The organism is Agromyces sp. NPDC029043 (assembly GCF_055564615.1).
This window is the reverse complement of the sequence record NZ_JBVHVX010000001.1, coordinates 547,950-572,559: the sequence shown is the minus strand read 5'-3', so window position 1 is coordinate 572,559 and position 24,610 is coordinate 547,950. Positions and strand designations below refer to the sequence as shown.

Annotated in this window: 26 protein-coding genes and 1 tRNA gene; 17 read left to right on the top strand and 10 right to left on the bottom strand. The window is 68.4% G+C overall.

What is annotated here, in order from left to right; translation table 11 throughout:
- Nucleotides 1-13: 13 nt before the first annotated feature.
- From ACZ4TW_RS02730 to ACZ4TW_RS02710, 5 genes are all read right to left on the bottom strand, one after another.
- Nucleotides 14-844, bottom strand: coding sequence for an ATP-binding cassette domain-containing protein (locus ACZ4TW_RS02730; protein WP_465539882.1), 831 nt, complete (start codon nt 842-844; stop codon nt 14-16).
- Complete coding sequence (locus ACZ4TW_RS02725; RefSeq protein ID WP_465539881.1) at nt 837-2,690, bottom strand: dipeptide/oligopeptide/nickel ABC transporter permease/ATP-binding protein; 1,854 nt, start codon at nt 2,688-2,690, stop codon at nt 837-839. Before ACZ4TW_RS02725 ends, ACZ4TW_RS02730 begins: the two co-directional genes overlap by 8 nt.
- Complete coding sequence (locus ACZ4TW_RS02720) at nt 2,687-3,628, bottom strand: ABC transporter permease (RefSeq protein WP_465539880.1); 942 nt, start codon at nt 3,626-3,628, stop codon at nt 2,687-2,689. Before ACZ4TW_RS02720 ends, ACZ4TW_RS02725 begins: the two co-directional genes overlap by 4 nt.
- Before the next feature lie 59 nt (nt 3,629-3,687).
- Complete coding sequence (locus tag ACZ4TW_RS02715) at nt 3,688-5,244, bottom strand: ABC transporter substrate-binding protein (RefSeq protein ID WP_465539879.1); 1,557 nt, start codon at nt 5,242-5,244, stop codon at nt 3,688-3,690.
- A gap of 161 nt (nt 5,245-5,405) precedes the next feature.
- A complete protein-coding gene (locus tag ACZ4TW_RS02710) occupies nt 5,406-6,026 on the bottom strand; it encodes a PadR family transcriptional regulator (protein ID WP_465539878.1) in 621 nt (206 codons plus the stop codon).
- A gap of 166 nt (nt 6,027-6,192) precedes the next feature.
- Here ACZ4TW_RS02710 and ACZ4TW_RS02705 point away from each other — a divergent pair, with 166 nt between their 5' ends.
- Both ACZ4TW_RS02705 and ACZ4TW_RS02700 read left to right on the top strand, forming a co-directional pair.
- Nucleotides 6,193-7,557, top strand: a complete 1,365-nt coding sequence (locus ACZ4TW_RS02705) for a sulfatase family protein (RefSeq protein WP_465539876.1) — start codon at nt 6,193-6,195, stop codon at nt 7,555-7,557.
- Nucleotides 7,554-8,543: a formylglycine-generating enzyme family protein gene (locus ACZ4TW_RS02700; RefSeq protein ID WP_465539874.1), complete on the top strand. Its 990-nt coding sequence runs from the start codon at nt 7,554-7,556 to the stop codon at nt 8,541-8,543. The genes ACZ4TW_RS02705 and ACZ4TW_RS02700 overlap by 4 nt, the downstream gene beginning before the upstream one ends.
- Before the next feature lie 248 nt (nt 8,544-8,791).
- Here the strand turns inward: ACZ4TW_RS02700 and ACZ4TW_RS02695 are convergent, their stop codons facing one another.
- The 3 genes from ACZ4TW_RS02695 to ACZ4TW_RS02685 form a co-directional block, all read right to left on the bottom strand.
- Nucleotides 8,792-9,955, bottom strand: a complete 1,164-nt coding sequence (locus ACZ4TW_RS02695; RefSeq protein ID WP_465539873.1) for an IS481 family transposase — start codon at nt 9,953-9,955, stop codon at nt 8,792-8,794.
- A gap of 487 nt (nt 9,956-10,442) precedes the next feature.
- Nucleotides 10,443-11,114, bottom strand: coding sequence for a DUF4166 domain-containing protein (locus ACZ4TW_RS02690; RefSeq protein WP_465539871.1), 672 nt, complete (start codon nt 11,112-11,114; stop codon nt 10,443-10,445).
- Nucleotides 11,115-11,808: 694 nt separating this feature from the next.
- Nucleotides 11,809-12,015: a hypothetical protein gene (locus ACZ4TW_RS02685; protein ID WP_465539869.1), complete on the bottom strand. Its 207-nt coding sequence runs from the start codon at nt 12,013-12,015 to the stop codon at nt 11,809-11,811.
- Between the two features lie 115 nt (nt 12,016-12,130).
- On the opposite strand from ACZ4TW_RS02685, the gene ACZ4TW_RS02680 reads away from it, so the two are divergent.
- From ACZ4TW_RS02680 to ACZ4TW_RS02645, 8 genes are all read left to right on the top strand, one after another.
- Nucleotides 12,131-12,358, top strand: a complete 228-nt coding sequence (locus ACZ4TW_RS02680) for a hypothetical protein (protein WP_465539867.1) — start codon at nt 12,131-12,133, stop codon at nt 12,356-12,358.
- Nucleotides 12,359-12,490: 132 nt separating this feature from the next.
- A complete protein-coding gene (locus tag ACZ4TW_RS02675; RefSeq protein ID WP_465540259.1) occupies nt 12,491-12,814 on the top strand; it encodes a response regulator transcription factor in 324 nt (107 codons plus the stop codon).
- A gap of 145 nt (nt 12,815-12,959) precedes the next feature.
- Nucleotides 12,960-13,298 carry a hypothetical protein gene (locus tag ACZ4TW_RS02670; protein WP_465539866.1) on the top strand — a complete coding sequence of 113 codons (339 nt, stop codon included), beginning with the start codon at nt 12,960-12,962 and terminating at the stop codon, nt 13,296-13,298.
- A 259-nt stretch (nt 13,299-13,557) separates the two neighbouring features.
- A tRNA-OTHER gene (locus ACZ4TW_RS02665) sits at nt 13,558-13,628 on the top strand.
- 103 nt (nt 13,629-13,731) lie between these two features.
- Nucleotides 13,732-14,937, top strand: a complete 1,206-nt coding sequence (locus tag ACZ4TW_RS02660; RefSeq protein ID WP_465539864.1) for a hypothetical protein — start codon at nt 13,732-13,734, stop codon at nt 14,935-14,937.
- 27 nt (nt 14,938-14,964) lie between these two features.
- Complete coding sequence (locus tag ACZ4TW_RS02655) at nt 14,965-15,624, top strand: hypothetical protein (RefSeq protein WP_465539862.1); 660 nt, start codon at nt 14,965-14,967, stop codon at nt 15,622-15,624.
- 53 nt (nt 15,625-15,677) lie between these two features.
- Nucleotides 15,678-16,844 (top strand): serine hydrolase domain-containing protein, encoded by a 1,167-nt coding sequence (locus ACZ4TW_RS02650; RefSeq protein WP_465539860.1) that lies wholly within the window; start codon nt 15,678-15,680, stop codon nt 16,842-16,844.
- Between the two features lie 254 nt (nt 16,845-17,098).
- Nucleotides 17,099-17,791, top strand: a complete 693-nt coding sequence (locus tag ACZ4TW_RS02645; RefSeq protein WP_465539858.1) for a hypothetical protein — start codon at nt 17,099-17,101, stop codon at nt 17,789-17,791.
- 239 nt (nt 17,792-18,030) lie between these two features.
- Here ACZ4TW_RS02645 and ACZ4TW_RS02640 read toward each other — a convergent pair whose 3' ends face one another.
- Nucleotides 18,031-18,153 carry a hypothetical protein gene (locus tag ACZ4TW_RS02640; protein ID WP_465539857.1) on the bottom strand — a complete coding sequence of 41 codons (123 nt, stop codon included), beginning with the start codon at nt 18,151-18,153 and terminating at the stop codon, nt 18,031-18,033.
- A gap of 182 nt (nt 18,154-18,335) precedes the next feature.
- On the opposite strand from ACZ4TW_RS02640, the gene ACZ4TW_RS02635 reads away from it, so the two are divergent.
- Complete coding sequence (locus ACZ4TW_RS02635; protein WP_465539855.1) at nt 18,336-18,794, top strand: SRPBCC family protein; 459 nt, start codon at nt 18,336-18,338, stop codon at nt 18,792-18,794.
- A 40-nt stretch (nt 18,795-18,834) separates the two neighbouring features.
- Here ACZ4TW_RS02635 and ACZ4TW_RS02630 read toward each other — a convergent pair whose 3' ends face one another.
- The gene (locus ACZ4TW_RS02630) at nt 18,835-19,509 is read right to left on the bottom strand and encodes a TetR/AcrR family transcriptional regulator (RefSeq protein ID WP_465539853.1); all 675 of its coding nucleotides are present in this window, start codon (nt 19,507-19,509) and stop codon (nt 18,835-18,837) included.
- Between the two features lie 113 nt (nt 19,510-19,622).
- Between ACZ4TW_RS02630 and ACZ4TW_RS02625 the strand changes: the two genes are divergently transcribed.
- From ACZ4TW_RS02625 to ACZ4TW_RS02600, 6 genes are all read left to right on the top strand, one after another.
- Entirely contained in the window at nt 19,623-20,666 is a 1,044-nt protein-coding gene (locus ACZ4TW_RS02625) for an NAD(P)-dependent alcohol dehydrogenase (RefSeq protein WP_465539851.1), read from the top strand.
- A gap of 97 nt (nt 20,667-20,763) precedes the next feature.
- A complete protein-coding gene (locus tag ACZ4TW_RS02620; RefSeq protein WP_465539849.1) occupies nt 20,764-21,255 on the top strand; it encodes a DUF6326 family protein in 492 nt (163 codons plus the stop codon).
- 131 nt (nt 21,256-21,386) lie between these two features.
- On the top strand, nt 21,387-21,917 hold the full coding sequence (locus ACZ4TW_RS02615) for a thioredoxin family protein (protein ID WP_465539847.1): 531 nt from the start codon (nt 21,387-21,389) through the stop codon (nt 21,915-21,917).
- A gap of 4 nt (nt 21,918-21,921) precedes the next feature.
- Nucleotides 21,922-22,662, top strand: a complete 741-nt coding sequence (locus tag ACZ4TW_RS02610) for a cytochrome c biogenesis CcdA family protein (protein ID WP_465539845.1) — start codon at nt 21,922-21,924, stop codon at nt 22,660-22,662.
- Nucleotides 22,652-23,395, top strand: coding sequence for a response regulator (locus ACZ4TW_RS02605; RefSeq protein WP_465539843.1), 744 nt, complete (start codon nt 22,652-22,654; stop codon nt 23,393-23,395). Before ACZ4TW_RS02610 ends, ACZ4TW_RS02605 begins: the two co-directional genes overlap by 11 nt.
- A complete protein-coding gene (locus tag ACZ4TW_RS02600) occupies nt 23,392-24,543 on the top strand; it encodes a sensor histidine kinase (RefSeq protein ID WP_465539841.1) in 1,152 nt (383 codons plus the stop codon). Before ACZ4TW_RS02605 ends, ACZ4TW_RS02600 begins: the two co-directional genes overlap by 4 nt.
- Nucleotides 24,544-24,610: the final 67 nt, after the last annotated feature.

The window sequence follows — 24,610 nt, the reverse complement described above, 5'->3', positions numbered from 1 at the left end:
GATTCGGCCCGGATCAGGCGGTCGCTGCCAGCTGGGCCCAGCGCTGCTCGCGCCGCACCTTCTGCTCGCGCGGGTCGGAGACCGGGGATGCGGCGAGCAGCCGCTGCGTGTACGCGTCGCTGGGCCGCGTGGTGACGTCCTCGCCCAGACCGAACTCGACGATCTCGCCGTGGTACATGACCGCGACCCGGTGGCTGATGTGGCGGACCACCATGAGGTCGTGCGAGATGAAGAGGTAGGCCACGCCCGTGCGTTCCTGGATCTCGATGAACAGGTCGAGCACGCGCGCCTGGGTGGAGAGGTCGAGTGCCGACACGGGCTCGTCGCACACGATCAGCTTCGGGCGGAGAGCGAGGGCCCGGGCGATCGCGACACGTTGCCGCTGGCCGCCCGAGAACTCGTTCGGCCGCCGGCCGGCAGCGTCCGACGGGAGGCCGACGGCGTCGAGCAGTTCGCGGACGCGCGAGCGGGCCTCCTTCCCGGCGATCCCCTGCACGGTGAGGGGCTCGGACAGGATGTCCTCGATGGTGAGCGCCGGGTTGAGCGACGTGTACGGGTCCTGGAAGACCGCCTGCAGGTCGCGACTCACCGCGCGTCGCTCGGACTTGCCCAACCCGACGATGGACTTGCCCTCGAACGTGATCTCGCCACTGGTGACCGGCGCGAGGCCGAGGATGGCGCGACCGAGGGTGGTCTTGCCCGATCCCGACTCGCCGACCAGCCCGACCGTCTCACCGGGGCGAATGTCGATCGACACTCCCTTCAGTGCTCGGAAGGGGGCGCGGCGCCGCCGGCCTGGGAACTCGACGACGAGGTTCGAGACCTCGAGCAGCGTGTCAGACATTGGTGGCCTCCTTACGGGTGCCGGGCGTGGCCTCGTCGGCCGCGTCGGGGATCCGCCCGGTGTGGAGCGCGGCCTTCTCGGCATCACGTAGGTTCCGCGGCACCGTCCCGTCGAGCGTGGCCGACAGGAGTGCCTTCGTGTACGGGGCGGTCGGGTTGAAGAATGTCGACTCGGTCGCGCCGTCCTCGACGACCTCGCCCCCGCGCATCACCACGACGCGATCGCAGAGGTCGGCGACGACTCCGAAGTTGTGGGTGACGAGCACCATCGACAGGCCACGCTCCTCCTGGAGGCTCCGGAGCAGGTCGAGGATCTCGGCTTGGACGGTCACGTCGAGCGCGGTGGTCGGCTCGTCGGCGACGATCAGGTCGGGATCGCAGGAGACGGCACCGGCGATCAGCACGCGCTGGGCCATCCCTCCGGAGATCTCGTACGGGTACGCCTTCATGGTTCGTGCGGGATCCTTGATGCCCACGCGCTCCAAGAGCGCCACCGCTCGATCGTGCGCCTCGGCGCGGGAGATCTTCAGGTGCTTCCGCATCGGCGCGATGAGCTGGTGCCCGATCGTGAACAGGGGGTCCAGGTTGGACATCGGCTCCTGGGGAACGTATGCGATCTGACGACCGAGTCGGGCGCGCTGGAGCCGCCCGCCACCCGCGAGGAGGTCCTCGCCGTCGTGGTAGATCGCACCGCTCTGGATCACGGCACCTCGCGGGAGGAGGCCGAGGATCGACCAGGCCGTCTGGGTCTTGCCCGATCCCGACTCGCCCACGAGGCCGACGATCTCGCCGCGGCCGACATCGAACGAGACGTTGCGGATGACGCTCGTGATGGCGTCCTGGCTCGTCGGATACCCGACCGTCAGCCCGCGCACGCTCAGCGTCACGTTCTCCGTCGGCGGGGCGAGTTCTGCGATCGCGGCCGTGAACGCCTTGATCTCGGCGGACGGCTCGCGCCGCAGTCGCGGGACGCTCGGCTTGTCCTCGAGGGCGTCGCGGAGTGCGTTGCCGAGCAGGACCAGCGAGCCGATGGTCAGGGCGATGGCAACACCCGGCCAGATGATGAGCATCGGGGCGATGTAGATGTTCCGGAACGCCTCGCTGAGCATCACACCCCAGGTGGGGACGGTCTGGTCGCCGAGCCCGAGGAACTCGAGACCGGACTGGATCGCGATCGCGATGCCGGCGACGAGGGCGGCCTGGATGATGATCGGCGCTCGCACGACGAAGAGGATGTGCTTGCTCACGATGCGGGTGTCGGAGAGGCCGCTGACGCGGGCCGCATCGACGTACAGTTCGCCCTTGACCTGTCGGACGCCGCTACGCACGAGGCGGTAGATGCTCGGCGAGATCAGGAGACCGAAGATCGCCATGGTGATCCAGAGCGAGGGGCCGACCACGACCCGCATGGCCAGCAGGATCATCATGTTCGGCAGGGCCATGATGAGGCTTGTGGACAGGTCGCTCAGGGTGTCGAACCACTTGCCGTAGTAGCCGGCGATGAGCCCGGACACCAGGCCCACGACGACGGCGACGACCAGGGTGATCGCGGCGCCGGCGAGGGTGAGCCGGCCGCCGTAGAGCAGTCGGGAGAGCACGTCGCGGCCGGCGGAGTCGGTGCCGAGCCAGTGCTCCGGGCTGGGCGGGAGGAACGCCTTCGAGAGGTCGGCCGCGTTCGGGTCGTAGGGCGCGATCCACGGCGCGAGGATGCTGGCGAGGATGACGAGTGCGAGTAGGGCGATGGCCGTCACACCCAGGGGGTTGCGCAGGAGTCGTCGGGTGAGGGAGCGCCCCTTGCCGGCCTCGGCCGCTTCGAGCGCGTCCGCGGAGAGGACGTCGGTGGTCATGAGACACGCACCTTCGGGTTGATCCAACCGATGAGGAGGTCGATGAGCAGGTTGATGATGACGACGAGCGCCACGCTGACCGTGACGACGCCCATGACGAGCGGGAGGTCGCCGCTCGTGGTCGCGTTGACGATGGTGTCGCCGAGGCCGGGGAGCGAGAAGACCCGCTCGACCACGACGGCGCCGCCGAGGAGGGCGACGAACTGGAGACCGAGGATGGTCAGCCCCGGCGTGGCGGCCCCGCGGAGCACGTGACCGAGAAGCACGGTACGTTCGCTGATGCCGCGGCTGCGGAGGGTTCGGACGTAGTCGCGACCCTCGACATCGATGAATGCGCTGCGCACCTGCTGCGTGACCGCGGCAATGGCCGCCAGCGAGAGGGCGACGACCGGCAGGGTGATGGTGTAGAGCCATCCGCTCACCGAGGTCGTCACAGGGACGTAGCCGGTGGCGGGGAACCATCCGAGCTGAAGTGCGAACACGATCACCAGGACGAGACCGAGCCAGAAGTTCGGGACCGCCGCGCCGATGACCGACAGGACCTGGACCACCCGGTCCACCCACCCGCGGCGGATGGCGGCGATCACGCCCAGGATGGTCGCGAGGATGGCGGTGACGATGATGGTTCCCATGACCAGCGAGAACGTGACCGGGAGCCGCGAGAACACGGTGTGCCAGACGGCCTCGCTGGTGAACCATGACGTGCCGAAGTCACCACGGACGGCGCCGCTGAGCCACTCGACATAGCGCTGGAGGATGGGCTGGTCGAGGCCCAGTTCGGCTTCCTTGGCGGCGATCTGCTCCGCGGTGGCCTGGTCGCCCAGGATGCGGATGGCGATGCCGCTGCTGTTGACGTTCATGAGCAGGAAGGTCAGCGAGGAGGCGACGAAGACCAGGAGGATGCCGCCGACCAGTCGCCGGGTGATGAAGCTCAACATTGAGTTCTCCCTTCAGGTGGTCCGGGGGCCGAAGCCCCCGGACCGGTGCCGGTCGGTGGTTATCCGCCGACCGAGTAGTTGTAGATCGACGGGGCGGCCTGGCCGGCCTGCGGCTCCACGTTCAAGCCAGAGCGGCTGGCCACACCCTGCTCGACGCGGTACCACGGCGCGTTCCACGCGTCGGTGACGACGATCTCGTTGATGCCCTGGACGGCCTCGTCGTAGGCGTCCTGATCAGTAAGGCTCGCGAGGGCCGTGTTGGCGAACTCGTTGATCCGCGGGTCCTCGGTCTTGAACACGTTCCACGGCGAGTTCGGCAGCAGGAAGCGGCTGACGGTGCCCCAAGCGGTCGGTGGCTGGGCGAACGACATCCACGACATCGCGTACTTGCCCTGACGCAGGACCGGCACGAGATCGGTTGCCGGCACCTCGTCCCACTTGACCCGGATGCCGACGGCGGCCAGGTCCTGCTCGAGGGAGGCGACCATGGCGGGATCCATCGCCGCGGAGCGAGGCATCGTGACGTCGAATCCGTCACCGTAGCCGGCATCCTCGAGAAGCTCCTTCGCCTTCTCGGGGTCGTATTCGTACGTGCCCTCCAGGTTGTCGAGGAAGGCTTCCGAGTCAGGGTTGAACTGCTGGTTCGTCGGTTCGCCGTAGCCGAGCTCGACTGCCTTGAGAATGTTCTCGGTGTTCACGGCATAGTTGAGCGCCTGACGGACCTCGACTTCGGCCAGCGCCGGGACGATGGCACCGCCACGGTCGAAGATCGACAGTCCGTACCAGTTCACCTGGAACGTCGTGACGTTGAGACCAGCGCCCTCAGCTTCCGGGATCGACTTGGGCTCGATGATGCCCGAGTCGACCTCCCCGGACTTCATGGCGTTCATCCGTGCGGTGGGGTCGGCGATGGGCTTGATCACCAGGGTGTCGAAGAAGTCCCACTCGGCCTCGGCATCCCAATAGTCGTCGCGCTTCGTGTAGGTGTACTCCGACCCGGTCACCGTCGCGCTCCGGTCGAGCACGTAGGGGCCGGAGCCGATGGGCTCGGTGTCGACCGTTGCGCTGTCGAACTGCGCGGGGCTCGCCATGTAGCCGGCGCTGTTGCCGAGGTACTGGAAGATGTCGGGATCGGGACGTGTGAGGACCAGCTCGATGGTGTCATCATCGACCACCTGGACGGACTCGAGGTTGGACAGGTTGGCGGCGAACGGCCCACCTGCGTCGCGGAAGCGCTCGAGGTTCAGCTTGGCGACGTCGGGGGTGAACTCCGTCCCGTCGGAGAAGGTGACATCGTCACGGAGGTCGAGGGTAGCGCTCAGTCCGTCGTCGGAGAGCGCCCACTCGGTGGCCAGCATGGGTGCCAGCTCGCCGTCGGGCATGCGACGGATGAGCGTGTCGAAGACCGGCTGGAAGAACTGGGCGAAGTTCGCCTCGGCGGCCTGGGCGGGGTCGAAGCTCGTGGGCTCCACCACCGCGGCGATGGTGAGTTCGGGCCACGAGGCAGCCTGGTCGCTGCCGGAGGATGCATCGGTTCCCGAGCAACCAGTCAACGCGAGTGCAGTGGCCGAGGTCAGCGCCACCGCTCCCAGCGTGATGCGGGTGAGCCTGTTCACAGAGAACTCCTTTGTCGTGTGAGACCGGCCGTTCGGCCAGTGGAGGCGAGAATAGCACTTTTCACATAGTGCTACAACCCAACGGCAGAGAGAGTCGAGATTCTCATATGTGATTAGTGTTGTACTCGACGTCCGCGACGAGGTCCGACTCCGTCCCGCGCCTACTCGCCCGCCAGTGCCGACCAACGCGGATCGGGCCAGACGGCGCCGTACCGTTCGATGTATCGGCGGATCCTCCGGCTGGTGGTTCGCAGCCAGGAGATGTGCAGACTCGCCAACTGGTTGCCTCGGCTGTCACCGAGGTAGGCGGCCTCATCCATCCAGTCGGCGTCGAACGGCTCGACGACGACGCCGGGCAACAGCATGTCGGCAGCCCAGTTCGCCTCCTGTTGTTCCCGGTAGGCCAACTCGGTGTCGACGATCCGCAGGGCGATGACCGGCGACACCGCGCCGGCCAGGACGAAGTGCCGTTGGAAGTGAGCGTCCATCGGTCGCTCGGTCGGGGTGAACGGGGCGTCGACCCAATCGAGGAATGCGCGGAATCCCGCCTGCGTGAGTGAGTACACCTTGGCGTCGGGGCCGCTGCGGTCGGTGTCCACCTCGTACTCCAGCAAACCGCGCTCGACCATCGTGGCGAGCTGCCGGTAGATCTGCGAGGCCTGGGGCACGTACCCGTAAATCCGGCCCGTCTTCTCCAAGTACTTGCGGATGTCGTAGCCTGCGCTCGATCGTCGCGCGAGCAGCCCGAGCAATACGGATTCGAGCAGGTTGAGCTTGGTCACCGGCCGTCCCTTCCTTCCATCGCCCGGGCGGGGGCCCGGCTGCCTCGTGTATGATACAAATCACTTAGCTTCGAGCGATGCGATCCTGCGCCTTGTGCGGAATCAGTTCGAGTTAACTGCTCATCACTATAGAACGCAGCCCGCCTGCGGCGAGGAGCTCGGATCAATGACGACCAATATCCTGCTGATCACGGCCGACGACATGGAAGGAACGACGCCAGGGGCGTTCGGCGGCCCGTCCGGCGTCACGCCCACCCTCGACCGTCTCGCGGCCGACGGCATGATCTTCGGACGGGCCCACGTGCCCATCGCAGTGTGCCAGCCGAGTAGGTCGGCGATGCTCACCGGGCGCTGGCCGCACCGGAACGGCGCCGAGGGCTTCGAGCCGATCCATGACGACGTCCCCCTGCTCACCGACGTGCTCCGGCCGGCCGGGTACCTTTCCGGGATCCTCGGCAAGGTGACTCACCTCCAGCCGGTGGACCGATTCGAGTGGGATCTCGCCGTGGACATGGGCGAACTCGGCATGGGCCGGGATCCGCGGCGGTACGCCGAGGAAGCGTCCGGGTTCATCACGGGCGCCGGCGACCGGCCGTGGTTCCTCATGGTGAACGCCCATGACCCGCACCGCCCGTTCCACGGCGCCGAAGACGTCGGCCGTTTCTTCGACGAGCAACAGCAACAGGGCATTCCGGCGCCGAGCCGCGTCTTCGGAAGCGACGAGGCCGATCCCATGCCCGGCTACCTGCCCGATCTGCCGGAGGTCCGCCGCGAGTACGCGCAGTACCTGAGCTCGTCGAGGCGATGCGACGATGTCGTCGGGGCGGTACTGGATGTGCTCGAGGAGGCCGGTGTCGCACACGACACTCTTGTGGTGTTCCTCTCCGACAACGGCATGGCGTTCCCCTTCTCCAAGGCGAACTGCTACCTGCAGTCGACCCAGACACCGCTGATCGCACGCTGGCCTGGCCGCATTCGACCCGGCTCCGTCGAGCGCGACGCGTTCGTGAACATGCTCGACCTCTTCGCCACGTTCTGCGAGGTCGCAGGCGTGGATCCTGGTACGACCGACGGCGGGAGCATCCTGCCGCTGCTGACAGGCTCCCGGGCCGCGGGACGCGACCATGTCGTCACGGTCTTCCACGAGACGGCCATGAAGCGCCGCTACGAGATGCGCTGCCTCCAGGATGACGAGTACGGCTACATTTGGAACGCCTGGGCGGACGGCACCGAACAGTATCGAGCAGAGAACATGATCGGGCTCACCTGGCCCGCCATGCTCGAGGCGGCCGAGGACGACCCTGCAATCGCGGCGCGTGTTCGCTTCTACCTCGATCGCGCCGAGGAGGAGTTCTACGACCTGCGGGCCGATCCCCACAGCCTCCGGAACCTGGTGACCGACGACCGACATGCCGAGGAGCTCGATCGTCGTCGCGCTGCGCTCCGGTCGTGGATGGAGGAGGCGAGCGACCCGCTCCTCGCCCGGTTCGACGCGGTCCTCACCGCCCGTTCGGTGACAGTGAAGCCATGAGCGACAGCGCCCCTGCGGAGTCCGGCTGCGCTCCCTCGTGCTCGTGCGGTGCACCTGGACGATCGGAGTTCCTCTCCATCGGCGTCGGGCCGGCACGCCGGCCGTCCTTCGTACCACTCGAGGATGCTCGGCACCGCGTGGAGCAGGTTCGAGTTCCAGGCGGCCGGTTCCAGATGGGCGACTCATCGGGTGACCGCAACGCCGCCGACGGGGAGGTGCCGATGCACGAGGTCGCCCTCGATGCGTTCGTGATCGATGCCACGAGCGTGACCAACGAGGCGTTCGCTCGATTCGTCGAGGACACCGGCTACCGCACGGAGGCGGAGGTATTCGGCTTTTCGGCGGTGTTCCACCTGGCCATCGCCGCTCCCGACGAGGACGTCATGGGACCTGCCGCGGGAACGCCCTGGTGGTTCGGCGTCCGCGGGGCGGATTGGGCGCACCCCGGCGGTCGTGCCTCCGGCATCGACGCCATCGGCGACCACCCCGTCGTCCACGTCAGCTGGAACGATGCCATCGCCTACTGCGAGTGGGCTGGCCGCCGTCTGCCGACGGAGGCGGAATGGGAGTACGCCGCGCGAGGCGGTCTCGAGTCGAAGAAGTACCCCTGGGGTGACGACGAGGTCGACGCCGGAGGTTGGCGCGCCAACATCTGGCAAGGCGAGTTCCCTCGCCGCAACACCTGCGAGGACGGCTTCCTCACCACCGCGCCGGTGCGCACCTTCGACCCCAACGGGTACGGGCTCTGGCAGCCCGTCGGCAACGTGTGGGAATGGTGCCACGACTGGTTCCACCCCGCCTACTACCGGGCCTCGCCCACGTCGAGTCCGACCGGCCCGGTCGATGGCATCAACCGGGTTCTTCGGGGCGGCAGCTACCTGTGCCACATCTCCTACTGCAACCGGTACCGCAACTCCGCGCGCTCGCAGAACACACCCGACTCGTCAATGGGAAATGCTGGCTTCCGGACCGTCGCGATCCAATAGTCGCAGTCGATCAGCGGCTCGGACTGGGCGTTGCTCACGGTTAACTCACGGTTTTGGGGAACTCACTCGGGCTCATTGCGTTTCACGTCCGGCGTGATTCCGCGGCTCGTGAGCCTGAGTGAGCCACCATGAACCGGCACTTAGGAACTTCTGCTTCCCAAGCAGACAGCGCGGGTTCGATTCCCGTCATCGGCTCGTTGTGATGTCTCAGGACATCGTGAACGGCTGAACCCGCGGATGACGCGGGTTCAGCCGTTTTTCGTTGCTGGTTGGTAGGTCCGTTCCGGGTCGATTCGGTGCTCGCTGAGCACGGTGCCGTCGGGGTCGATCACGGTGACGTTCGTGTTGTGGATCAGGACGATGACGTCGGTGCCGGCGTGGGGGCGGCCGATGCCCAGGTGCAGCATCCGGTTCGCATACCGCAGTGAGACCTTCCCGCCGGGGTCGACGCGGTCGTAGCGGACCCGCCACAGGTTCGGGTCCTCGGGTGCGCTCGGGGTGGCTTTCGGGATCAGCTCGTACGCGAACGCCGGGGTGCGCCGGTTCAGCGATCGGTGCGGGCGCTGCTGGTTGTAGTAGTCGCGGAAGCTGTCGAGCACGTCCTGCAGCTCCTCGATGGTCGCGGTGGGTCGGGCGGTCAGGTGTTTTTTCAGGGTCTGCCAGAGCCGTTCGATCTTGCCCTGGGTGGTCGGCTTGTAGGGCAGCCCGTTCTTCTGGGCGATGCCGTACAGGGCCAGCAGGGTCTCGAACGCGTTCGGGTTCCCGGTGCCGGTGATGGTGCCGGCGTACCGGGTGGTGTAGACCATGCCGTTGTCCGTGAGCGTCGACGCCGGATACCCGTGCAGGTCGCCCGCGGTGGTGAACGTGTCGGTCACGGTCTTCCCGGTGATGCGGCGGTGGGCACTGAGGTGCAGCAGGTAGCGGGAGTGGTCATCGAGCCAGCCGATGATCTCCACCCCGGCCCCGCTAGTCAGGGCCCAGTGGGTGAAGTCGGACTGCCACATCTGGTTGGGCCGGTCCGCGGCGAACCGCAAGTACGAGCTGCGGGGCCGCTTCTGCGGCTGCGGTTCGATCCGGCCCGCGCGGGCGAGCACCCGCCACACCGTTGACCGGCTGACCTGATGCCCTTCGCCGGTCAGGTGGGTGTGGATCGTGTCGCAGCCGGCATCCAATCCCATCCGGACCAGCTCGTCCCGCAGGGCCAGGATCCGATCGCGCACCGCTGTCGGAGCGCGGGTCGGTGAGGACGCGGGTCGTTTCGAGCGCGGCTGATACGCCGCCTCGCCGTCCTCGAGCCACCGATGATGCAGCTTGTGCACGAGCGTCTTCGACACCCCGTAGCGGGCGGCGACCTGGCCGTAGGAGAGCCCTTGCACGGTCACGGCCTTGATCAGCAGCTCGTACTTGCCCACCGTTCACGATGTCTTGAGACATCCCGCCGCGAACCACCCCGCCGTTCACGATGTCCTGAGACATCCGTTCACGATGTCCTGAAACCAGACACCGTCATCGGCTCGTCGTAAATTGCCTGCTCAGAGGCATTTTCCGTGCTCCGGCAGCACGCGTGCAATCCCACATATCGCACGGAAACAGTCCACACGGATGCACTTCGATAGGTTTACGGTGGTGATCCGGGATTTCGACTCCAACGGAGTCGCGACTCTCGATTGCAAAATCGCTCTCGTAGTCACTCAATAGTCACAAGTTCCCGCGGACAGCCGCCTCAGCAGCAGCCGCCCGAACTCGACACGCTCGCTCGCGCGCGTCGTCGGCGCGCGCAAGTCTGACCCCGCGCGGGACTACCGAACCTCGGGCTCTGTGCGGTCGGCCGACTGAGGCGAGCACAACAGCGTCGTCGTCAGTCTGCGCCGACGGAAGGACGAGCCCTCAGCGGCACGCTCAGGTGCGAAGTTCGTGTCGGAGCGGCTTCAGCCGGCCTGGCGCGTCGGTGGCCGGTTCCCATTCGCAGGTGAAGCTGCCCTGGTAGCCGAACAGGAAGCCGAAGCGGTCGTTGTGCACCTCGAGATCGACGTGGAACCGCTCGTCCGCGTCGTCGTAGCGTTCGCGCAGGGTCGCCCGCCCGCTGAAGGACATTGGGAAGCGGAAGCCGATGACTCCTTCGTAGAATCGCTGCGCGTCCGAGGTCAGCAGCAACCCACCGTCCTTATCCAAGGTGAGGTCGAGGTCGACGGCGAGGTGCTGGTGCGTGCCGAGGTAGTCGACGATCCGATCACCGGCCAGGATCATCGTCGCGTCGAACCTGCGCCGCCGTCCGCCGACGGTGTACTCGCGTACGAAGGTGACCGTCTCACGGCCGAACGGGTCGACGTAGGGGTAGTTCTCGATAGTGAAGGGAACGTCGGTGCCGACATCCGGTACCAGGATGTTGCGGAGCCGGCCGATCTGCAGGAAGGGCACGGTCCACCACGGGCCGCGCCGAATCTCACTCATTACGCCCCTGCCGATGCAGGCCTCGCCGCGGTCCAGGCCGACGCCGAACCTGCGCTGCATCATCGGGTGCAGCCGCGCGAACGCTTCGGCCCCGAGTGCGCTCTCGAACATGGAGGTCATCGCCGCGTCTGCGGGTCGGGCAGTGCCGATAGCGTCGCCGGCGCCGTTCGCAGGTGGTCGGCGCGCCTTCGCTGCCCCTCAGGCGCCCGCCGGCACCGGGACGCGCGGGGGCGATCCGGTCGCCACAGCCAGGCGGCGCTCGCCAGCGGCCAACGCTCCGGCGGTGCACCCTGCTCGAGCCAAATCCGGAGCCGGTCGAAGCTCCAGGCCGTGGCCCACCCGATGACAGGTCGGACCAGCACATCGAGCGGCCCCCAACCCGGCTCGTAGTCGTACCCGGTGATGAAGCGCACGCCGCCGGGCACCGGCTCGTACCGCCAGTAGCCGCGCCCGGAGCGGATCGGTGAGAACCGGTCCGGGGTCTCCAGAACCGAAGGGCGGAGGTGCGGGTCCCGTCCGGGCGGGAGACCTCCCCCAGGTTCACTCCCGTGCCGTGCACAGTGCGAAACGGTGTGCGGCGGACGTACTCAAACCGCGCGGCACCGGCCTCGGCGACGCCCGCCGGCCGGATCTCGGAGAAACGGACGTCCCACCTCGCATGCTGGGCCGGGTCCTGCGTCGCAGCCCAAACTGTGTCGAGGTCCGCCCGGATGGTCGTCTCGACGTAGATGCTGCGGGAAGACACGCCTCGACACTAAACGAGCAGCGCGCTTCGGATCCCTCAGCCCGCTTCGGCAATTCCTCAAACGATCGGTTACTCGGCCACGCGACGGCGACGGCCGAGGGCGAAGCCAACTACGGCAGCACGTCCGCTGAGTCCTACGACCGCCAGGACGCCACCGACGATGGCCGTCTGCGTCAGGACGATGAATCCGCTGGGGATGAACGCCGCATCGGAGAGCGGCTGGTAGGCGAACCATCCGAAGGACGCTGATGCCTGAGGCGCGACGAGAATCACCACCGCTCCAGCCACTACGAGAACGCCCGAAAGGATAAGCGCTACGAGTAGGGGCGCCGGCATTCGCTGTATGGCGGCACACTACTGAGCGTCGCCACCTTCTAGGCTCATCCCAGCCATGATCCTCTTCGCACTGATCACCGTCTTCGACCTACTGGTCTCTGTGTTGCTCGTGGCGGCCCCAGCCCGGGTGAACGACGTGCTCGACGCGATTCAGCACCGAGCACTCGGACCGGGCCGGGGCGTCATGCTCTCCAACGGGCTGCTTCGGGCAGTTGGGCTGTTCGGCCTGCTGCTGTCCTCCATCTTCGTTGCCGCGCTGATCGGGTTCTTACTGGCTCGTTAGCCGGTCCGCGTTCGCGTTGGAGATCGCCCCGCCATCCCCGGTGCGAACGGATGGCCGTTTCTCCTCGCGCATCCGGCTCGAATATGGTGAACGGCTGCGACGGGCAAGGTCGGCCACGGTGCGCGGCACCAGCTGCTCACCGCCGCCGAGACATTCGACTCGCTCGAAGCGACGTGGTGGGCTACGCGGGCGCGAACCGAGCTACGCGCGACGGGCTGGGCTTCAGAGATTTCTTCCGCCGAAGAGCTCACCCCGCAGGAGCAGGAGATCGCGAAGCTCGCTGCCACGGGGCCCACGAACAAGCAGATCGGCCAACGCCTCTACCTGTCGCCGCGTACGGTCGGCGCACACCTGTACCGAGCGTTCCCGAAGCTCGGCGTCACCTCACGCGCCGGACTGCGCGACGCCCTCAACACCCATAGTGCCGAGTCGGGACCTGGGGCTGACAGATCCTGAGCATGACGAGTCTTCGCTCGGACGTGCTGACGCTCCTCGTCCTTCCCCCGGCCGTCGTCAGCATGCCGTTCGAGCCGCTCGAGACTCCCGACGCCTTCGCCATAATGGGTCCTAACCAACCGGCCGTACCGTCCTGGGAGGGGTCATGCCGTTCCGCACGATCGCCACGTTGCAGTCCTGGGTTGAGGAGTTCAGGACCCTCGGGCGTTCGAGTTTGAGCTCGATTCGGGTGATCCCGCAGGATGGGGAGGGTGGTGCCGACACCGGTCTCGTGGCGGTTCGTATACCTGATTCCCCGACCGAGATCGTCATCGAGCCCCCGTCGCCCACAACAGGACCGGAGTGGTCGATCACATTCGAACCTCGCGAGGAACCAGTGACCTTGGGCGCTTCGGCAGTCGCCCGGATGGCGGCGGAAGTCGGAGCGCTCGCGGAGCTGTGCGCGTTCCTGCAACGCAAGTCAGACGAGTTCCTCGCCCGGTGATCACCAACTCGGTACCTATCTTCGCCGTCTGACCTCGGAGCAGGCCGCCTGAGCGGCTGCCCTTCTCGCCGACACCGCGGCATCAACGATGAGCTGCGCCGGAACATGGAAGCCGGCTCCCGCGACGTTACGCTCGAACCGAGCCCGTGAGCGCGAAGCAGACGGGCTAGTGGTCACTTAATGGTCACAAATTCCGCATCACAGTGATTCACTCGAGTTCACACTCCCCCAGGTTCCGGGGCTCGTGAGCCCCGGTGAAGCCGATGAATCACTACCGGATAACTTCTGCTTCCCAAGCAGACAGCGCGGGTTCGATCCCCGTCATCGGCTCTTTTCTGATGTCTCACGACAGCGTGAACGGCTGAACCCCGCGGATGGCGCGGCTTCAGCCGTGTTTCGCTGCCGGTTGATACGTACGTTCGGGGTCGATGCGGTGCTGCGCACGGTGTTCGCGTCCACACCGAGCGCATGGGCGATGTCCTTCGAGGGCGGCAGTCGCTCGTCGGGCGCGGCCTCCCCGTCGGCGATGGCTCGATCTCCGCGGCAACTTGCTCGTAGATCGGTCCGATCGTTTCGATCGAGGTTGACATCGATCATGATGCTAATCATAATAGCGTCATTGGTAGGAGCGGCAAAGATGACCATCTTCCTGACCGGCCGTCCGCCAGACCACTCACGGCCCGACGGACGAGACGGAGAACAGCACGACGAATCGCTCGCCCGGAACGGTGAGCATTCGGCCACGCTCGATGCGCAGGTCATCCGCGAAGTGTCCACGGTGCGCTCCGCGCGGCCCGACGTCGAAGACACGCCGCCGGTCATCGAAGACGGCGTGATCGCCGATGCCCGACGGCGCACCCGGCGACGACGGGCCCGGTACGGGATCACCGCAGCGGTCTCGGCGCTCGTACTCGGAGCCGGGGCGTTCATGATGCTGAGCGGACCCTCCGACACCGATCGCACGACGGTCGACCCGGAGCCTGGAGGGGCCGCCTGGCCGGCGCCGCCGGCCGATGCGGCCGAGGTCGTCGCCGAGTGGGTACAGTTCCACGCGGGTTGGGCGTACGTCTACGACGACGGGCGTGTGTTGTGGCGAACTGATGGCGGCCGCATCACCCAGCAACGCCTCAGCACTGAGGGTCTCGACCTCGTGCGCGAAGGCGAGATCGATCCGGCGTCCTTCGTCGTCGGCGGGCGTGACTCGATCCCGGCCTACGCCTGGGCGGAGCCGGTGCCGATCGTGTACCGGCCGTCGAACTACGCGATCTGTGCGATCGACAACTCGTCAGAACGCGGGGCGGCCGGTCCCCCGGCCGATCAGGTCGAAGCTCGTCTGCCGGTGGCCGTGCGGGCGCTGGTCGCCGGAACTGCGGGGAGGTTCAGGCATGGCGATTGGGGCGGCAACCCCGGCCCCCCAGGTGGCGCAGGCCCCATGCAGATGTGCTTCATCCTCGGCGCGGAACGAGCGAGCGCGGTGTGGGCGCACACGAGCGCCGACCCGAACGTGCCCGGGGCGGACGGCGTGATGCAGGTCAACGACCTCACGTTCGGGACGTTGAGGATGACGGACGGCACGACAGCGCAGTTCTGGTCCCTGCCGATCCTGCCCCACGGTGTCGGGGGCAGTTGGGGCGGCTGAGCAGGCCATCACCCGAGGAGGGTCGACATGCCCCACAATCGCAGGAGCCGCGCACTCCGCCCAGCCGTCATCGCCGCGGTGATCGGCGCCCTGTCGCTCGGTTCGCTCTTCGTCGCGAGTCCGGCGGCCGCCGACGACGAGATCACCTACGGTGATGTCCTCTCGCACTTCCAAGCGGCCGAGGGCGCGGGAAGCGTGATCGATCAGCTCGCGGGGCCGCCGGCGGCCGACCTGGCCGGTCCCGCGGCCTTCTTCGAACACGGCATCCGCCCGTTCGCCGACTTCCCGTGGAACGGGTCGTCAGTATGCGAGCACGACTGGCAACTCCTGGTCTTCTCGTTGATCGTCGGCGCCCTCGAGGGCGAGCCGCCGGTCAAGCGTGAGGTCGGAGTCGCAGTGCTCGAACCCGTCATGGTCGACCTGTACCTCGACGGCACGAGACTCGACGACACCGTGCGCTCACCGATCAAGCGCCTGATCAGCGGCATCGCCGCCCTCGAGGACGGAACGATCGTCGAAGTCACCGACGGGTGGTGGACCCAGACCGGTGCAATCCGCGCACCCGGCGACCTCGCGATCGGGAGCCACACGTTCGGCGCTGTGATCACCATTCCCGATTTCGGCGAGTTCGTGCTGGAGGAGATCACCTTCTCGGTCATCGCCTCGGGCACGGGGAGCTGTCTCTGACCCGCCGAGCTCGGATCGGAGGTGTGCAGATGTCGCACCATCGGAGCCTGGCCGTGAGAATCGGTGCGGTGCTCGCCGTCGTCCTGCTGGCCGGGGGCTGCACCGCGACGAGACCCCTCGACGACACTGCGTCGGCGGCCTCACCGACCACGCTCGCCCCGCTCCTGCCCGCCGCGCCATCGGAAGCCGACCTCGCGGTGGACCAGCAGCTGGCAGCGGTGCTGGATCAGGAGTTCGCCTCGGACGACTACGCCGGGCTTGCCTCCGTCATCGTGCTCGCCGATGGCCGGACCGCGTACGAGCGGTACTACGACTCGGTGGCGACCGACCACCACCACGTCTGGTCGGTGACGAAGAGCATCATCAGCACGCTGGTCGGCATCGCGATCGGCGAGGGGAAGATCCCCGGGGTCGACGCGACACTCGCCCAGCTGCTGCCCGACCACGCCGAAGACATGACAGCCGCCGTGGCCGGAATCACCCTGGAACAGCTGCTGACCATGACCGCCGGCCTCGCGGACGACCTCCCGAGCTCGGACGACGCAGTGGCCTCCATCCTCACGAAGCAGGCATTCGACCCGGGCATCCAGTTCTCCCACGCCAACAACAGCGCCCACCTCGTCGCGGCGATCCTCGTCGAAGCGACCGGCAGGCCGCTGCTGGAGTACGCCCGATCCACGCTGTTCGACCCATTGGGCATCCCGACCCGCCCGGCCGATCAGCCCACGTTCGCCGACTGGTCGGACCTGGCCGATCCCTCGGGCTTCGGGTGGTACGTCGACACCCAGGGAATCAACCTCGGGGGCCTCGGCATCTCGCTCCGCGCCCAGGATATGGCCAAGATCGGCCTGCTCTACCTCAACCACGGAGAATGGCAGGGACAGCAGGTCGTCCCCGCCGCCTGGGTGACGACCGCCACAACCGAGCACGTCCCGCTCGACGCCGGCGTCGAGGGCTTCGCTCCGACCGGTGAGGTGGGCTACGGCTACCTGTGGTGGACCAGCGACGTCGACGGCGACGCGGCCTATTCGGCCAACGGAAGCTTCGGGCAGAGGATCCTCGTGGTCCCCAGCCGACACCTCGTCGTCGTCACCCAAGCGAGCTTCACGTCCACAACGCGCGATTGGGCGCCCGGCGACACTGCACTCAACGACGCCCTTCATCTCCCTCATCGTCCCTGCCCTCGGATAACCCTGCCCACAACAGCCGGACTTCGATGAGCCCGAAGGCCGGCCCGCGGTATTCGATGTCGACCGCTTGGGAGCAGTGAAGCAGACTGGTCGACCGTTGGCCGCCCCTCGACCTCGAGCAGCTGGCGTTCCCCGCCGCTCCCCTGGGCGCACGCACGCGCGAGGTTCAACCCACATGCCACGCGGTCTGCCCCCATCGCGACTCGGGGCATGCCCCGATGGAGGCTCGGCATCGTCTCCGTAGACTGACCGCCGTCATCCATCGAGATCGGGGGTGCGTCGACGTGTATGCCTCGAGGACCGGACTGGGAACCGCCCGAGCGGATGCGTCCCCGCGCGCGTCAGGGATCGCCTCGATCCTCGTCGGCACGGTGTGCGGCGTGGTGTGGGCCGCCGCCTTCCGGGCGTACATGTCCGAGATCGCGGGTGGAGGGTCGCGATTCGACTGGTACGGCACGTTCGTCGCGATCCTTCTCGCCGGGGCGATCACGGGCGCATTGCTCGGGCTCGCCGAGTACTTCCGCCGTACCGGCGGCAGGCCCCACTGGCGTTGGCTGGCCCTCGCCCCGCTCGCGTTCGCGATCCTGCCGCTGACGATGCCCGACGCGATCCTCGCTCTCCTCACCATGGGACTCGGTGGTGGAGCCGTGGCCGTCCCGCTCACCGGGATGGCCGGCGGATTCGCCGTGTCCGGCCGTGGTCCGATCTGGGCTCGGCTGGTATGCGGTGTGCTCGCCCTTGCCGTCCTCGCCGGCATCGTGGCCACCGTTCCCGCCGTCGGCGGCCTCCGACTGGGGCTCGACCAGCCGCGCGGCGCCTGGGTGGCGATACTGGGGGCCGGATGTGTCGTGGCGCTGTGCCTCGCGTGCTCGATCCCATTCCGTCGAGTCGAGCAGGCACCCGACACCTCGACCGCACGCGATGCAGTCGAGGTCTCCTCGCCGATGCGCCACGAGACCCGGCGCGCCGCTCGATGATGCCGTCGTTCATGCCGAGCGCGTCCGCACCGTTCTCGATCGCGACACCGACCAGTTCGGCCAGGTCCGCGCCGGCCCCGAGGGTGACGACCTCGATTCCCAAGTCCACTGCCCGCTCGACCACCCCGGCGCGGGCAGCGGCACCGTTGCCCGAGCGCGGATTCACGAACAGCGCCCGCGACGGGACCCGGAGGAGAGCCACACCGAGCCCCCGACCGCATCGGTCCAGGCGCCGGGGGTCAGCCGCGGATGATCTGCTGAAGGACCTGGAAGGCGACAGCCACGACGAGTGCGTTGTAGCGAATGGCGAAGACGGTCAGCCTCCATGCCTTCGTCGTGCTCCTCGTGATCACGGCAGGCACGCCGTCGGCAGCGTGATCGGAGCCTTGCTCGCCGTCCCGCTCACGGCGCCGTGTGGGGCGGAGTCCAGGTGTGGGACGGCGATGACGTGCCGGCGCGGTGGGCGCGCCCGAAGGCTCGCGGCATCCTCGCGTCCTGAAGGGGTGCTCTCTACAATCGGCGTCAGGCAGAGAACGGGGATCAGATGTCCAGCGCCGCGTCCGATGGAGTCGCCTCGACGACCCGGACCACGTTCAGTCGCTCCACCCGGATCGCTCAGCACATCGACGCCGACGTCGCCACAGTATGGCGACTGCTGACCACTGGAGTGGAGTACCCGAGGTGGAACTCGACGGTCGTCTCGCTGGACGGCCGGATCGCACTCGACTCGACCATCAAGCTCGTCTCGAAACTCGACCCGAGCCGCACACTCACGCTGAAGGTCAAGGAGTTCGAGCCGAACGCGCGCCTGACGTTCGGCAATGCGCTCTTCACTCGCACGTGCTCCCTCACCGGCGAGGCTGGAGGCACGCGAGTGGTGATCGTCGAGCGCATCGGCGGTCCGTTCTACCCGTTCGTCGCTCGGATGATCCCCCCACTGGAGAAGAATTTCGAGCAGTTCACCGCCGACCTGAAGGGGGCAGCGGAGGCCGCCGCGTCCTGACCAAAGGGATCCGCGAGCGTCGCCGAGTCGATGAGCGTCGCTACCCGGAGGCCCTCAGGGGCTCGAGGGCGGCGAGGACGAGGTCGAGGCCGAACATGAACTCCTCGGCCGGGTCGTAACCGGACGCGACGAGCGCCGCGGCCGACTCGTTGAGGAAGGGGAACTCGTCAGGAGGAAGCTGGGGCAGGTAGACATCCTCGGTCATCTCCGCGAGCTCGTCGGCGGTGTCGAACGGCAGGCTGGCCTCCTGCAGGGCGTGACCGTAGACATAGCTGTTGAGGAGCCAGTTGGCGTGCGTCGCCGCCAGGACCGAGAAGCCGGCAACTCGCAGGCAGGCGGTGAACGCCTCGCGGTGGCGGAGATTCGCGGGCCCCGGCGATGTCCTCGACTCCATCAGGCCGATCGCCCAGGGGTGGCGTGCGAGAGCCTGTCGGGTCGATACCGCGAGCCCTCGCATCGCCGACTGCCAGTCGGTTCCTCCGGGCGGGAGTTCGATCTCCTCGAACACGACGTCGATCATGGCGTCCAGCAGCTCGTCCTTGCTCGCCACGTAGTGGTAGAGCGACATCGCGCCCGCACCCAACGAGACAGCGAGCCGGCGCATGCTCAGCCCGTCGACCCCCTCGCGGTCGGCGAGCCGGACCGCCTCGTCTACCAGCCGCCGTTTGCTCAGCCCCGCCTCGGACGCGACCTGGCGTTGTCCCTTCGCAGCCACCGGCCCCCCTCCGCTCGAACCGCTTGACAATCGTACAGCGTACGCGCCATAGTACGGTGTACGACGTACGGTGTACGGGCCGGCGGATCCAGCTCGGACGTGAGGAGTCTTCTATGGGAATCGATCAGGGACCGCATGCCGCAGCACCCTCTGGGCCGCGGGCGAGTCGGGCTGGGGCGGCGACGACGATGCGGGCCGCCGTCCAGCACCGCTACGGCCCGCCCTCCCTGCTCCAGTCGTCCGAGGTGGGCATTCCGTCGCCCGGTCGAGGCGAGGTGCTCGTCCGTGTGAGGGCGGCCTCGATACATCCGGGCGACTGCTTCGTCATGACCGGGGAGCCGTACGTGGTGCGCCTGGTGTTCGGACTCCGCCGACCGCGCCACGGCGTCCCCGGTAGGGATCTCGCCGGCGAGGTGGCAGCGGTCGGGGACGAGGTCACGGCTCTCCGCCCCGGCGACGAGGTGTTCGGTTGGAGCACCGCGGGAACGCTCGCGGAGTACGCCTGCGCCCCGGCGGCGAACCTCGCGCCCGTGCCGGCCCCCCTGTCGGTCGCGGAGGCGGCCGCGGTGCCCACGTCGGCCGTGACGGCGTTGCAGGCACTGCGCGACATCGCGAAGGTTCGACCGGGCCAGACGGTGCTGATCACGGGCGCGTCGGGCGGCGTGGGCTCCTTCGCCGTGCAGATCGCCAAGGCATTCGGCGCCGAGGTGACGGGTGTGTGCAGCACCCGCAACGTCGAGTTGGTCCACTCACTCGGTGCCGACCACGTCATCGACTACACGAGGACCGACTTCACCCGCGCCGAGGAGCGCTACGACGTCATCCTCGACAACGTGGAAGCCCAGCCCCTGGCGGCCGTCCGCCGAGCGCTGACGCCGATCGGCACGCTGATCCCCAACAGCGGTCGCGGCGGCCGCTGGCTCGGGCCCCTCGGCCGGATCGCCGAAGCGCGTGTGCGGTCCGGGTTCACCCGTCAGCAGCTGAAGCCCTTCACCTCGTTCGCGAGGCGCCCGGACCTGCTCACCCTGGCCGAGCTGCTCGCGAGGGGGCAGGTCAGGCCCGTCATCGATCGCACCTACGCCCTCGACGAAGCCGCCGACGCCCTCCGCCATGTCGCGGACGGCCACACCCGAGGGAAGGTCGTGATCACCGTCTGACGACCGGACCGACGAGAACGACCCAGGCTCCGCGCAGGCCCGCGCGACCCCGCCGCCACTCGGGCGGACGGACCGCTCGAGTCGAAGGAAAGAACCGATGACCACCACGACGACAACCCCGAACCAACTCGACGATCCGCCGATCCCCGTACGGGTCAAGCTGGCCGCGGCATGGTCCAGCTTCATGTTCCTGTACGTCTACGTGGACTACTACCACCTCTACAAGCCCGGCGCGGTCGACGACATCCTCGCCGGCGTCGTCTTCGAGTTCGACATCAGCCCCCCATTGCTGACCGCATTCCTCGCGCTGATCGCGATCCCGGCCCTGATGGTGATGCTCTCCATGACGCTGCCCGCCCGAATGAACCGAGCCACGAACCTCGTCGTGGCGTCGCTCTACATCCCCGTCACGGTGTTCAACGCGGTCGGGGAGTCGTGGGACTGGGCCTCCTTCTTCGCCCTCTCCATCGGACTCGAGTTGCTGCTGCTCGCCTTCATCCTGCGTTCCGCCTGGGCTTGGCCTCGAACGTCCGCCGCCCTCAGCCCGGTGTCGGCGAGGCGATCACTGGCCGGTGGGCACCGCCCGTGATGGCACCGTCGCGCCGGAACCATCCTCATCCGTCAGGGTTTCGTAATCGTGCGGTCGGGGTGGCGGGCGATCGGCCCGCGTAGCGTCGTGGATCGGAGGCGGGCCGAGGAGCTCGCGGAAACGAGGGCATCATGGGCGCACGAGCACACGGGCACGTCTCCCGTGTGGGATGGGTCGTGCTGCTCGCCGGTGCGCTCGCGCTGGCCGGGTGCGCGACGACGGATGGCTCCGGCGCTGGCGCCGACCCGGCGGCCACGTCGCACTCCGAGGCGATGACAGCGGAGCCGATGGACGGCGCGACGGAGACGCCGGCGGCATCCGCCGAGTCGATGAACGATGCGGAGGCGGCGCCGGCCGAGGGCGCCTACCTCGACTACGAGGACGGCGCGATCGAGGCGACGCCCGGTGCGAAGGCGCTGTTCTTCCACGCGAGCTGGTGCCCGAAGTGCCGGGCGCTCGACGAGGACCTGAAGGCGCAGGGCGCACCCGACGGGCTCACCGTCTTCAAGGTCGACTACGACTCCCGCACCGACCTGCGTCAGCGATACGGCGTGACGCTCCAGACCACGATCGTGTTCGTCGACGAGGCCGGCGAGAAGGTCTCGAGCGTGGTGCTGTACGACGACCCGTCGGTGGAGTCCCTCGTCGCGGCGATCCCCTGACCCGATGACCGCATCACTCACCCTCGCGCTCGCGGCGGGCGTTCTCACGGTCGCGGCGCCGTGCGTGCTGCCGCTCCTGCCGGTGGTGGTCGGCGGCGCGATCGTGCAGGGCGGAGACGCGCGTCGTGCGCGGTGGCGCCCGTACGTGATCGCGGGGTCGCTCGCGGCATCCGTCGTCGCCTTCACGCTGCTGTTGAAGGCGACCACCGCCCTGCTCGGCGTGCCGCCGCAGGTCTGGCAGGTGGTGTCGGGCGGCATCGTGATCCTGCTCGGCGTCGACCTGCTGTTCCCGCAACTCTGGGGCCGGGCCTCGACCGGGCTCGGCCTCGGCGCGCGCAGCGGCGCGATGCTCGACCGGTCCGTCCGCCGGCAGAGCGTGGGCGGCGACATCCTCACCGGCGCGGCCCTGGGCCCCGTGTTCTCGAGCTGCAGCCCGACGTACGCGCTGATCGTCGCGGCCGTGCTGCCGGTCTCGTTCGTCGAGGGGTTCGCGTACGTCGTCGCCTACGCGATCGGCCTCGCGGGCATGCTGCTGCTCATCGCACTGCTCGGCCGGCGCCTGGTGCGCCGCCTCGGCTGGCTCGCGAACCCCGACGGATGGTTCCGCCGAGCGATCGGCGTCGTGTTCATCGTCGTCGGCGTGATCGTCGTCACCGGCCTCGACAAGCAGTTGCAGACGTGGATCCTCGATGCCGGGCTGTACGATCCGATCGCACGCCTCGAGGAGGTGATCGGTGGCGGCTGACGCAGACCTGCTGCTCGACGGGCGCCTCGTGCTGCTCGTCGACGACGACCCGACCGTACTCGAGGTGTGCCGCAGCTACCTCGAACAGGCGGGCTTCCGCGTGGCCGACGCCTCCGATGCCTTCGCCGCCCTCGATCGCGTCGCGCGCGACCGTCCCGACCTCGTGGTGCTCGATCGGATGCTCCCAGGGCTCGACGGCATCGAGGTGTGCCGCCGCATCCGCGCATCGTCGCCCGTGCCGATCATCATGCTCACCGCGCTCGGCGCCGAGGGCGACCGCATCGCCGGACTCGAGGCGGGCGTCGACGACTACCTCGCCAAGCCCTTCTCCCCACGCGAGCTGACCCTGCGCGTCCGCACGGTGCTCCGACGATCGCTCGCGGTCGAAGCCGCGAGCATCGCGCCGTCCCACTCGGCGACCGCCGTGATCGAGCGCGGCGGCCTGCGCATCGACACCTCCGCACGCACAGTCGATCTCGACGGGGCACCGATCGCACTGACGGCGCGCGAGTTCGATCTCCTCGCGTTCCTGGCGCGCCGGCCCGGCCACGTGTTCTCCCGCGACGAGCTCCTCCGCGCCGTCTGGGGCTGGAGTCACGGTGACCTCTCGACCGTCACCGTGCACGTTCGCCGGCTCCGGGAGAAGGTCGAGGCGGATGCCGCGCACCCGCGCCTGCTCGTCACCGTGTGGGGCTACGGGTACCGGTTCGATGCGCCCGAGGAGGCTCCGTGACCGGATCGGACCTCCTCCTCGTGGTCGCCCTGTCGGCGGTCATCGCCGCCGCGGTCGGAGCGGCGGCCTGGCTCGTGCTTCGATCGATCGCCCGGGCGCCGATCGTCGTGCACCTGGTCACGGTGGTGGTCGCCGCAGTGGCCGCGGTCGTCGGCGGAGTGCTCATCGCCGCACAGGCGATGTACCTCTCCGAACACGACGCCCGCATCACGATCGCGATTGCCGCGGCCAGCGGAACGGTCGCCGTGGTCACCGCGTCGATCCTCGGGTCGCGCATCTCGCGGGCGGCACGTACGCTGCGGTCCGCGGCGGAGGACGTCGGGCGCGGTGTGCCCGTGCAGCCGCGACCGCTGCCGGTGCGCGAGTTCCGCGAGGTGCTCGACCAGCTCGCGGCATCCGATGCCCGCCTGCGCGACGCGCGCGAGGCGATCACCCGGCAGGAACGCGCACGCAGCGATCTGGTCACCCGCATCGCGCATGACCTGCGCGTGCCCCTGGCCGGGATCCGCGCGCAAGCCGAGGCGCTGCAGGACGGACTGGCACCCGACCCCGACCGCTACCTCGCCCAGATCGCGGCGCAGGTGGACCGCGTCGACGCGCTCGTCTCCGACCTGTTCGCCGTGTCCCAGATCGACGCGGGCACGCTCGCGCCACGGCGCGAGCGCATCTCGCTCGCCGACCTGGCCAGCGACGCCGCCTCGGATCTGCGCACGATCGCCGACGCCGCGGGCATCCGGCTCGACGTCGAGGTGGCCGACGCGGGCGTCGTCGAAGCCGATCCCGGCCAGCTGACCCGCGCCGTCGCCAATCTGCTGGCGAACGCACTGCAGCACGCCCCGACCGGAGGGCACGTGCTGTTGACCGTCCGCACCGAGGGCGACCGCGTACTGCTCCGTGTCGAGGACGACGGGCGGGGCTTCGCGCCGGGCGAGGCGACGGTGGCGTTCGAGCCCGGATGGCGCGGATCATCAGCGCGTTCACCGCACCACGTCGACCTCACGGGCGGCGCCGGGTTGGGGCTCGCCATCGCCCGCGGCATCGCCCGAGCCCATGGCGGCGACGCGAGCGCCGCCAACCGACCGGAGGGCGGGGCCCGTGTCGAGATCGGACTGCCCGCGGCGACAGGAACCGGCTCACGGAGTCACTGAAGGTCGCCGAATCGAGGCCACCTCGATCCGCTGGGGTCAGCCGGGGCAGCCATGACGGCGCCCTCGC

Coding starts and splice junctions, on each gene's coding strand:
- ACZ4TW_RS02705 (WP_465539876.1), top strand. CDS start 6,193: ATGACGACCAATATCCTGCTGATCACGGCCGACGACATGGAAGGAACG.
- ACZ4TW_RS02655 (WP_465539862.1), top strand. CDS start 14,965: ATGCCCCACAATCGCAGGAGCCGCGCACTCCGCCCAGCCGTCATCGCC.
- ACZ4TW_RS02615 (WP_465539847.1), top strand. CDS start 21,387: ATGGGCGCACGAGCACACGGGCACGTCTCCCGTGTGGGATGGGTCGTG.
- ACZ4TW_RS02610 (WP_465539845.1), top strand. CDS start 21,922: ATGACCGCATCACTCACCCTCGCGCTCGCGGCGGGCGTTCTCACGGTC.
- ACZ4TW_RS02670 (WP_465539866.1), top strand. CDS start 12,960: ATGCCGTTCCGCACGATCGCCACGTTGCAGTCCTGGGTTGAGGAGTTC.
- ACZ4TW_RS02625 (WP_465539851.1), top strand. CDS start 19,623: ATGGGAATCGATCAGGGACCGCATGCCGCAGCACCCTCTGGGCCGCGG.
- ACZ4TW_RS02725 (WP_465539881.1), bottom strand. CDS start 2,690: ATGACCACCGACGTCCTCTCCGCGGACGCGCTCGAAGCGGCCGAGGCC.
- ACZ4TW_RS02700 (WP_465539874.1), top strand. CDS start 7,554: ATGAGCGACAGCGCCCCTGCGGAGTCCGGCTGCGCTCCCTCGTGCTCG.
- ACZ4TW_RS02635 (WP_465539855.1), top strand. CDS start 18,336: ATGTCCAGCGCCGCGTCCGATGGAGTCGCCTCGACGACCCGGACCACG.
- ACZ4TW_RS02690 (WP_465539871.1), bottom strand. CDS start 11,114: ATGACCTCCATGTTCGAGAGCGCACTCGGGGCCGAAGCGTTCGCGCGG.
- ACZ4TW_RS02730 (WP_465539882.1), bottom strand. CDS start 844: ATGTCTGACACGCTGCTCGAGGTCTCGAACCTCGTCGTCGAGTTCCCA.
- ACZ4TW_RS02620 (WP_465539849.1), top strand. CDS start 20,764: ATGACCACCACGACGACAACCCCGAACCAACTCGACGATCCGCCGATC.
- ACZ4TW_RS02720 (WP_465539880.1), bottom strand. CDS start 3,628: ATGTTGAGCTTCATCACCCGGCGACTGGTCGGCGGCATCCTCCTGGTC.
- ACZ4TW_RS02680 (WP_465539867.1), top strand. CDS start 12,131: ATGATCCTCTTCGCACTGATCACCGTCTTCGACCTACTGGTCTCTGTG.